Source organism: Phenylobacterium sp., assembly GCF_016793285.1.
Classification (GTDB): Bacteria; Pseudomonadota; Alphaproteobacteria; order Caulobacterales; family Caulobacteraceae; genus Phenylobacterium.
This window is the reverse complement of record NZ_JAEUMO010000121.1, coordinates 1-7,538: the sequence shown is the minus strand read 5'-3', so window position 1 is coordinate 7,538 and position 7,538 is coordinate 1. Positions and strand designations below refer to the sequence as shown.

At 71.1% G+C, this 7,538-nt stretch carries 5 protein-coding genes and 1 pseudogene; 3 read left to right on the top strand and 3 right to left on the bottom strand.

Features of this window, described 5'->3' with window-relative positions:
* Together JNL41_RS12085 and JNL41_RS12080 are read right to left on the bottom strand one after the other, a co-directional pair.
* The coding region (locus JNL41_RS12085) for a hypothetical protein (protein ID WP_293475252.1) at positions 1-225 on the bottom strand (225 nt) is incomplete at its 3' end.
* Between the two features lie 142 nt (positions 226-367).
* Positions 368-850 (bottom strand): Lrp/AsnC family transcriptional regulator, encoded by a 483-nt coding sequence (locus JNL41_RS12080; protein WP_293475251.1) that lies wholly within the window; start codon positions 848-850, stop codon positions 368-370.
* 281 nt (positions 851-1,131) lie between these two features.
* Here JNL41_RS12080 and JNL41_RS12075 point away from each other — a divergent pair, with 281 nt between their 5' ends.
* From JNL41_RS12075 to JNL41_RS12065, 3 genes are all read left to right on the top strand, one after another.
* Positions 1,132-4,098, top strand: a complete 2,967-nt coding sequence (locus tag JNL41_RS12075) for a TonB-dependent receptor (protein WP_293475250.1) — start codon at positions 1,132-1,134, stop codon at positions 4,096-4,098.
* Between the two features lie 95 nt (positions 4,099-4,193).
* Complete coding sequence (locus JNL41_RS12070) at positions 4,194-5,147, top strand: ornithine cyclodeaminase family protein (RefSeq protein WP_293475249.1); 954 nt, start codon at positions 4,194-4,196, stop codon at positions 5,145-5,147.
* Position 5,148: 1 nt separating this feature from the next.
* Complete coding sequence (locus JNL41_RS12065) at positions 5,149-6,879, top strand: hypothetical protein (protein WP_293475248.1); 1,731 nt, start codon at positions 5,149-5,151, stop codon at positions 6,877-6,879.
* Here the strand turns inward: JNL41_RS12065 and JNL41_RS12060 are convergent.
* Positions 6,873-7,538 (bottom strand): annotated as a pseudogene (locus JNL41_RS12060) (hypothetical protein); the annotation flags it as partial. The gene JNL41_RS12065 and the pseudogene JNL41_RS12060 sit on opposite strands and share 7 nt — an antisense overlap.

Here is a 7,538-nt window from a genome sequence, read left to right as displayed (position 1 = left end):
GGAGTAGCCGCTCCAGCGGCCGTCGCGGGTCTTGTAGCGGAGGTATTCCTCCAGCGCCGCGCGGGCGCCCAGCGGCATCGGGTGGGTCGAGCCCGAGTCCAGGTAGACGTAGGGCATCTTCGCGAAGGCGGCCCTGGCCGGCAGCGTCGGCGCGACGGCCTGCGCCGCGGCCGCCGCCGGCGCGGCCGCCGCGGCGGTCACGAGCGCTCTGCGGGTGAACTTCATCACGGCCTCCCCTGAAGCGGATGGTAGCGGCGCAGGGCCGGATTGTTCATTCGAAGTTGGCGGGCGGCCCGGACGGTGTTGGAAGAATTATCCAACGTGGACCTTACCTCCCCCGCCCAGCGGCGGGCGGGGGAGGTGAAAGCTAGCGGAACTGGCGCGCGGTGAGCGGGACGGCCAGCGTGCTCTTCTGGGCCGACAGGGTGACGATGGAGCGGACGTCGGTGACGCCGGGCAGCTTCAGCAGCACCGAGAAGATGAAGTCCTGATACCAGGTCACGTCGGGCGCCAGGATCTTCATCATCGCGTCCATCTCGCCGAACACCGTCCAGCACTCCAGGATCTCGGGGATGGCGTTGATCTGGCGGTAGAAGCTGGCCCGGTCCTCCTCGCTGAGGGTGGTCATCTTCACCTGCGCGAAGATCTGCATCTTGAAGCCGACGCGCTCGGGGTCGACCACGGCCACGACGGCCTTGATGTAGCCCTCCTCGCGCAGGCGCTGGATGCGCCGCCAGCAGGGCGACTGCGAAAGGCCCACGCGCTCGGCCAGCTCGCCCGTCGAGAGCGAGGCGTCCTTCTGCATCAGCTCCAGGATCTTGATGTCGATGGCGTCCAGCGCGCTCGGCATAGACGTGTCTTTCATTCGGGCCATACGCGCATAGCGGATGCGCGACGCGCTGCTGTCAAGGAACGGGCGCATCGCCGAACCGGATTCGGCGACAGAGGCGCCGGGTGCATTGCCCATGCGCCGCCCGCCGGGCCGCCGCATAGTCCATGTGCGCCGAACCGGCAAAGGTTCGAAGAACGAAAAGAAATACCGGACCCTCGCGCCTACCGTTCCGGCAAGGCGGAGCCTGGGCGGGCCGGGGCGTAAGACACCGGCGCCGGGGCAGACTTGCGGGGGATAGAATGAACTCGATTTCGCATCGTGGACGCATGCTGGCCACGACGTTGCTGGGTGGGCTGGCGCTGGCCGCGGCCGGCGCGGCGCAGGCCCAGACGGCCGCCGAGGGCTCGGAGGTCGGCGAGGTGATCGTCACCGGTTCGCGGATCAAGCGGGCCGAGACGACGACGGCGGCGCCGGTGGCGGTGGTCGACGCGCAGACGCTGACCGACCGCGGCTTCGTGCAGCCCGGCCAGGCGCTGAACCAGATCACGGCGAACATCCCGTCGATCCCGATCGCGGCCGGCAGCGGCTCGGCGGCCGGCAACGGTCAGCAGTATCCGAACCTGTTCGGCCTCGGCCCGGGCCGCACCCTGACGCTGGTCAACGGCCGCCGCATGGTCACCTCGTCGTCGGGCCAGTTCAACATCAACGCGCCGGGCCAGGGCGACCGCGTGGTCGACACCAACATCATCCCGGCCGGCCTGATCTCGCGGATCGACGTGGTCCAGGCGGGCGGTGCGGCCGTCTATGGCTCGGACGCCATCGCCGGCGTCGTGAACTACGTCCTGAAGGACGACTTCGAAGGCGTGGAACTGGACGCCCAGTACGGCGAGAGCTCGCGCGGCGACTACCCGGTGTCGAGCCTGCGCGGCACCTTCGGGAAGAACTTCCTGGACGGCCGCGGCAACGCGGCGCTGGACCTCGAATGGTCCAAGACCCGGCCGCTGCTCGACTACGACCGGCCGCGCTCGAACCTGGGCCGGGTGACGGTGGCGAACGCCGCCAACACCTCGAACACCGACGGCATCCCGATCACGCGCGAGAACTTCAACACGCGCTTCACGAGCTTCAACTACAACGGCCTGCTGTTCTCGCCGGCCGCGGCGCCGCTGACCAACTTCATCCTGGCGGTGGGCGGGGTTCCGCAGCAGTTCAACGCCGCGGGCAACGCGCTGATCCCCTACAGCATCGGCGTGCCGGGCGGCATTCCGTTCTCGTCGGGCGGCGATGGCCTGGCCTACCAGGAGCTGGCGTCGCTGTACGTGGGCGTGCAGCGGTTCAACGCGAACTTCGTCGGCCACTACGACATCACCGACCGGATCAAGCTGTCGGCCGAGGTGTCGTGGGCGCACGTGAAGAGCCGCGACCCCTACGCGAACCTGCAGTCGAACACCGTGCTGAACGGCGCGGCGAGCGGGGCGGGCGCCATCCCGATCGCGCGGACCAACCCGTTCCTCGATCCGGTGCGGGCGCAGGTGGCCGCGGGCGGCCCGCCGATCTTCCTGTCGAAGGCGTGGAGCGACATCCTCTACACCCGCGAAGGCACCTTCGAGACCGACACGGCCCGCGCCGTTCTGGCGCTTGAGGGCGACTTCGACGTCGGCGAGCGCAACTTCTACTGGAGCCTGTCGGCCAGCCACGGCGAGACCGACGGCGCCCAACGCGGCTACGGGGTCTGGCAGACGCGCTTCAACAACGCCCTGCAGGCGGTGCGCAACGCCTCGGGCCAGATCGTCTGCGGCATTAACGCCGACGCCTCGACGGCCAACGACGACCCGGCCTGCGTGCCGATCAACCCGTTCGGCCAGGGGAACGTCAGCCAGGACGCGCGCAACTACGTGAACGTGCTTCGCGGCCAGGACTACCTGAACACCCAGGACGACTACCTGGCGACCCTGGGCGGCGACGTGCTGACCCTGCCGGCCGGCAAGGTGAAGTTCAGCGTGGCCTACGAGCACCGCCGCGAGAAGGCGAAGTTCGTGCCGCTGACGGCCAACCAGCGCGGCCTGCTCGACTCGCAGGTGCCGCAGGTGGCAACGGGCGGGCGCTTCCACACCGACGAGCTGTCGGGCGAACTGCTGGTGCCGGTGGTCGGCGGCGACTTCACCCTGCCGTTCGTCAAGGCCCTCGAGCTGGACGGCTCGTACCGCTACGTCGACAACTCGCTGGCGGGCAAGGAAGACGTCTGGGGCGTCGGCGGCCGCTGGGAGATCGTGACCGGCGTCACGGCCCGCATCTCGCGCAGCCGCAACTTCCGCGCCCCCACCCTCGACCAGCAGTTCGCGCCGGTGCGCACGGCGCTGGGCAACGTGGGCCAGGACCCCTGCGACTTCCGCTACATCGCCAACGGTCCGTCGCCGGCGACGCGCCGGGCCAACTGCGTGGCGCTGTTCGCGGCCAACCCGGGCTACGGCAACCTGGCGACGTTCCAGAACAGCTCGTCGAACTTCGCGACGGCGCAGGTCACCTCGGGCGGCAACCCGAACCTGAAGAACGAAATCTCGAACACGCTGACGTTCGGCGTGGTGCTGCAGCCCCAGTTCATCCCTGGCCTGACCATCGTGGCCGACCGGATCGAGGTGGACCTTCGCGACGGCCTTTCGGCCTTCACGCCGGTCAACTTCCTGGAGACCTGCTACGACGCCGCGCCGCAGCCGACCGACGTCTGCGCGACCTTCACGCGCGACGCGCTGGGCAACGTCGTCACCGCGCAGCAGACCACGTTCAACGCCGGCAAGGTCCGGTATCGGGGCGAGACCTACAACATCAACTACATCTTCCCGGTGGGCCGGTTCTTCGATGACGCCGACTACGGCGAGGTCGAGCTGAACCTGTCGGCGACGCACACGGCCAAGCTCACGACCTCGGTCACCGGCTTCGACCTGTCGCGGACGGACAACACCGTGGCCCAGCCCGACTGGGTGGCGAACTTCGACGCCCGCTACCGCCTGGGCCCCGTCCGGGTCAGCTACCAGATGATCTACCTGGACAAGGTGCTCTTCGCGCAGAACGCCTCGATCGAGTCGACGCCGGTGCCGGTGATCAAGGAGAACATCCGGCACAACCTGTCGGCCCAATACACCTGGGAGAACTACACGCTGCGCGGCGGGGTCGTGAACCTCACCGACGAGCAGCCCTCGTATCCGACCCGCGTCTACGGCGACATCCTGGGGCGTCAGTGGTTCGTGGGCCTGCGGGCGAAGTTCTAGTCTAGAGGCGCGATCCGACCCACTCTCTCCAGGATCACGCTGCTTCGGGCGGCGGCTTCCCACAGGCCGCCGCCCGATTTTCTTCGGAGTTGCCGATGCCCGAGCGAGCGGGAGGCCTGGCCGTCTTCAGCGCCGAGGACGTGCGCGCGCGGCTGACCTACGAGGCGGCCTATCCCGTGGTGCGCGAGGCGATGATCGCGCTGTCGGACGGGCGCGTGCGCCAGTTGCTGCGCAGCTTCATCGGCGTGGGCGAGGGCCGCACGTTCGCGATCATGCCGGCCTCGCTGGGCGATAGCGCCGCGTTCGGCGCCAAGCTGGTCAGCGTGTTCACCGAGGACGGCCGGAAGGCCCACGAGGGCGTCGTGGTGCTGTTCGACGGCGAGCGCGGCCGGCCCGTCTGCATCGCCGACGCGGGCGAGGTGACGGCGATCCGCACGGCCTCGGCGAGCGCGGTGGCGACCGATGCGCTGGCGCGCAGGGACGCCGCGGTGCTGGCGGTCTGCGGGACGGGGCGGCAGGCCTGGGGCCATGTGCTGGCGATCGCCCAGGTGCGGCGGCTGAAGGCGGTCCACGTCTGGAGCCGCGACCCGGGCATGAGCGTCGACTTCGCGCGCCGCGTGACCGACGCGACGGGGATCGCCGCGCGAGGCTTCCCCGACGCCCGGGCGGCCGTGGCGCAGGCCGACATCGTCTGCACGGTGACCGCGGCCGCCGACCCGATCGTCGAGGGCGCCTGGATCGCGCCCGGCACGCATGTGAACGTCGTCGGCTCCAGCGGGCCGGGACAGGCGGAGGTGGACGCCGAGCTGGTGGCCAGGGCCCGCTTCATCGTCGACCACCGCGAGCATGTGCTGGTCCACGGCGGCGAGTTCCTGCGCGCCAAGGCGGCCGGCGCGGTCGGCGACGACTGCATCGTCTGCGAGATCGGCGAGGTGCTGGCGGGGGCGGCCCCCGGCCGGACCTCGGAGGCCGAGATCACCGTCTACAAGTCGCTGGGCCACGCCGTGCAGGACCTCGCCGCGACCGCCTGGCTTTACGGGACCGTCTGACATGCGCCTGATCCCTGCGGCCCCCGCCGCCGCCCTCGCCGCCGCCCTCGCGGCGCCGGCCATCGCCCAGACGCCCGCACCGCCGCCGCCCGCGCCGCCGCCGCCCCTGTTCGAGGTGACGCTGAAGCCGTCGGCCATGGATCAGGCCGCGGGCAAGGGCTTCGTGGACGTGACCCTGAAGATCGCGAACGCGGACGCCGGCGCCGGCGCGCCGCTGCTGACGCTGCCGGTCGTCATCGCCAACACCGACACCGTGGCGAACACGCTGACGGGCCTGACCGCGACCGACGCCAACGGCTCCGTGCCGCTGGTGGCGCGCGACGATCCGGCGGCCATCGCCTATTCGCGCCACTGGTCGGCGGGACGCGCCGTGAAGGGCGACCTCCTGGTCCGCTACCGCGCGCCGGTCGACAACACGCCGCCGGCCCGCGGCTCGGGCCCGCCCTACAGCCTGCGCACGGAGGGCGGCGGCGTCTCGGGCGTGGGCGCCACCTTCATCCTGACGCCGGAGGGCGCGCGGCCCTACCGCACCGTGCTGCGCTGGGACCTCTCGGCGCTGCCGGGCGGCTCGACGGCGATGTCGAGCTTCGGCGAAGGCGACGCGGAGCTGCCGGCCGGCGCGCCGCTGCGTCTGCTCTCGGCGCTCTACATGGCCGGGCCGATGCGCCGCTCGCCCGCGGCGGTGAGGCCGACCGGCTTCTCGGCCGCCTGGCTGGGCGACCTGCCGTTCGACCCGAACCCGCTGATGACCTGGGCCGGGAACCTGCACCGCTGGATGAGCGGCTTCTTCAAGGACCCGTCCGAACCGCCCTACCGCGTGATCCTGCGCTTCAACCCGATCAACGCCGGCGGCGGCGCGGCGCTGACCAACTCGTTCCTGCTGACCTGGGGCGAGACGGCGAAGGACCCCGAAAAGCTGAAGGGGACCCTGGCGCACGAGATGATCCATACCTGGACCGCCACCGGCCTCGGCGGCCAGTGGTACGGCGAGGGGATCGCGGTCCACTACCAGGCGCTCCTGCCGCTGCGCGCCGGGATGATCGCGCCGTCCGACTTCCTGGACGACGTCAACGACACCGCGCGGCGCTACTACACCAACGCGCTGAACGACACGCCGGACAGGGAGGTGGGCCCGCGGTTCTGGGAGGACACGCGGATCCGGACGCTGCCCTACGACCGGGGCGCGATGTACTTCGCGGTGCTGGACGGCCGGATCCGCCGCGCCTCGGGCGGCAAGCGCAGCCTGGACGACCTGATCGTCGAGATGGTGCGGAGGAAGCGCGTGGGCGAGCCGGCGGACGAGGCCGCCTGGCTGGCGCTGGTGACGGGGGAGCTCGGCGCGGCGGGGCCGGCGCTGCACGCCGACATGCTGGCGGGCAGGCTGATGTTGCCTGAGAGCGGGGACTTCGGTCCCTGCTTCGCGCGGACGAGCGGCAGGTTCCGCCGCTTCGACCTGGGCTTCGAGCCGAAGTCGCTGGTGGGCGACGTGAAGACGATCCGCGGGCTGATCGCGGGGTCGGAGGCCGCGAGGGCGGGCCTCCGCGACGGCGACGTCGTCACCTACTCGGTGGCGATGGACAGCGTGCAGGGCGACCAGGCGCGCCGGCTGACCCTGAACGTGACCCGCGACGGCAGGACCTTCCCGGTCACCTACCTGCCGCGCGGCGAGACGGTGGACGCCTGGCAGTGGCAGCGCGTCGCCGGCGTGCCCGACAGCCGGTGCGCCTACTGACCTGAGATGAGCGCGCGGACGTCGCGGCTGAGTTCGACGCGTGAGGCGGCGTCGCGGTACATCATGTGGCCGCCGACGTAGCACTTGAAGGTCATCGCGGCCTTGAGCGGCGCGGGCAGGTTCCTGGCGGTCTCGGCGGCGCCGGCGCAGTTGCCGAGCGAGTCGAAGATGCCGGTGGCCACCAGCACCTTCAGCTTCGGGTTCAGGGCCACGGCCTCGGCTGTGCCGGGCAGCGGCGGGCCGAGTTGCGGCGGACCGGCGCCGGTGCGGACGGCCTCGGCGTAGGCGGCGTCGTACTCGGCTTTGGTGACCGGCCCGGTGGCGTAGTTCCAGCGGGCGCCGACGGGCTGCGGGGCCTTGCCGGCAGGCAGGTAGCCGACGTCCAGCGGCTCGAGGCCGACGTAGGGCAGGTCGGTGCGATAGCCGAGATCCTCGGCGAAGTAGCGCAGGAGTACCGGCGCACGGGCCTCGCCTTCGCCCCCTTCGCCTTGCGGACGGCCTGAGATGCGCATGTCGAAGGTGTCGAGCGTCTGGCCGGGGACCAGGGCGGTGCGGAACTGGCGCGGGGTGACCGCGAGGGTCTTGCGGTCGACGGCGTCGGCGGGGAGGCCGATGTGGGCCGCGAGGCCCTGGGCGATCTGCTCGCGCTCGGCATCGGT

Excerpts from the sequence above, each read along its gene's own strand:
- JNL41_RS12080 (WP_293475251.1), bottom strand. The coding sequence starts at position 850 with ATGCCGAGCGCGCTGGACGCCATCGACATCAAGATCCTGGAGCTGATG.
- JNL41_RS12075 (WP_293475250.1), top strand. The coding sequence starts at position 1,132 with ATGAACTCGATTTCGCATCGTGGACGCATGCTGGCCACGACGTTGCTG.
- JNL41_RS12070 (WP_293475249.1), top strand. The coding sequence starts at position 4,194 with ATGCCCGAGCGAGCGGGAGGCCTGGCCGTCTTCAGCGCCGAGGACGTG.
- JNL41_RS12065 (WP_293475248.1), top strand. The coding sequence starts at position 5,149 with ATGCGCCTGATCCCTGCGGCCCCCGCCGCCGCCCTCGCCGCCGCCCTC.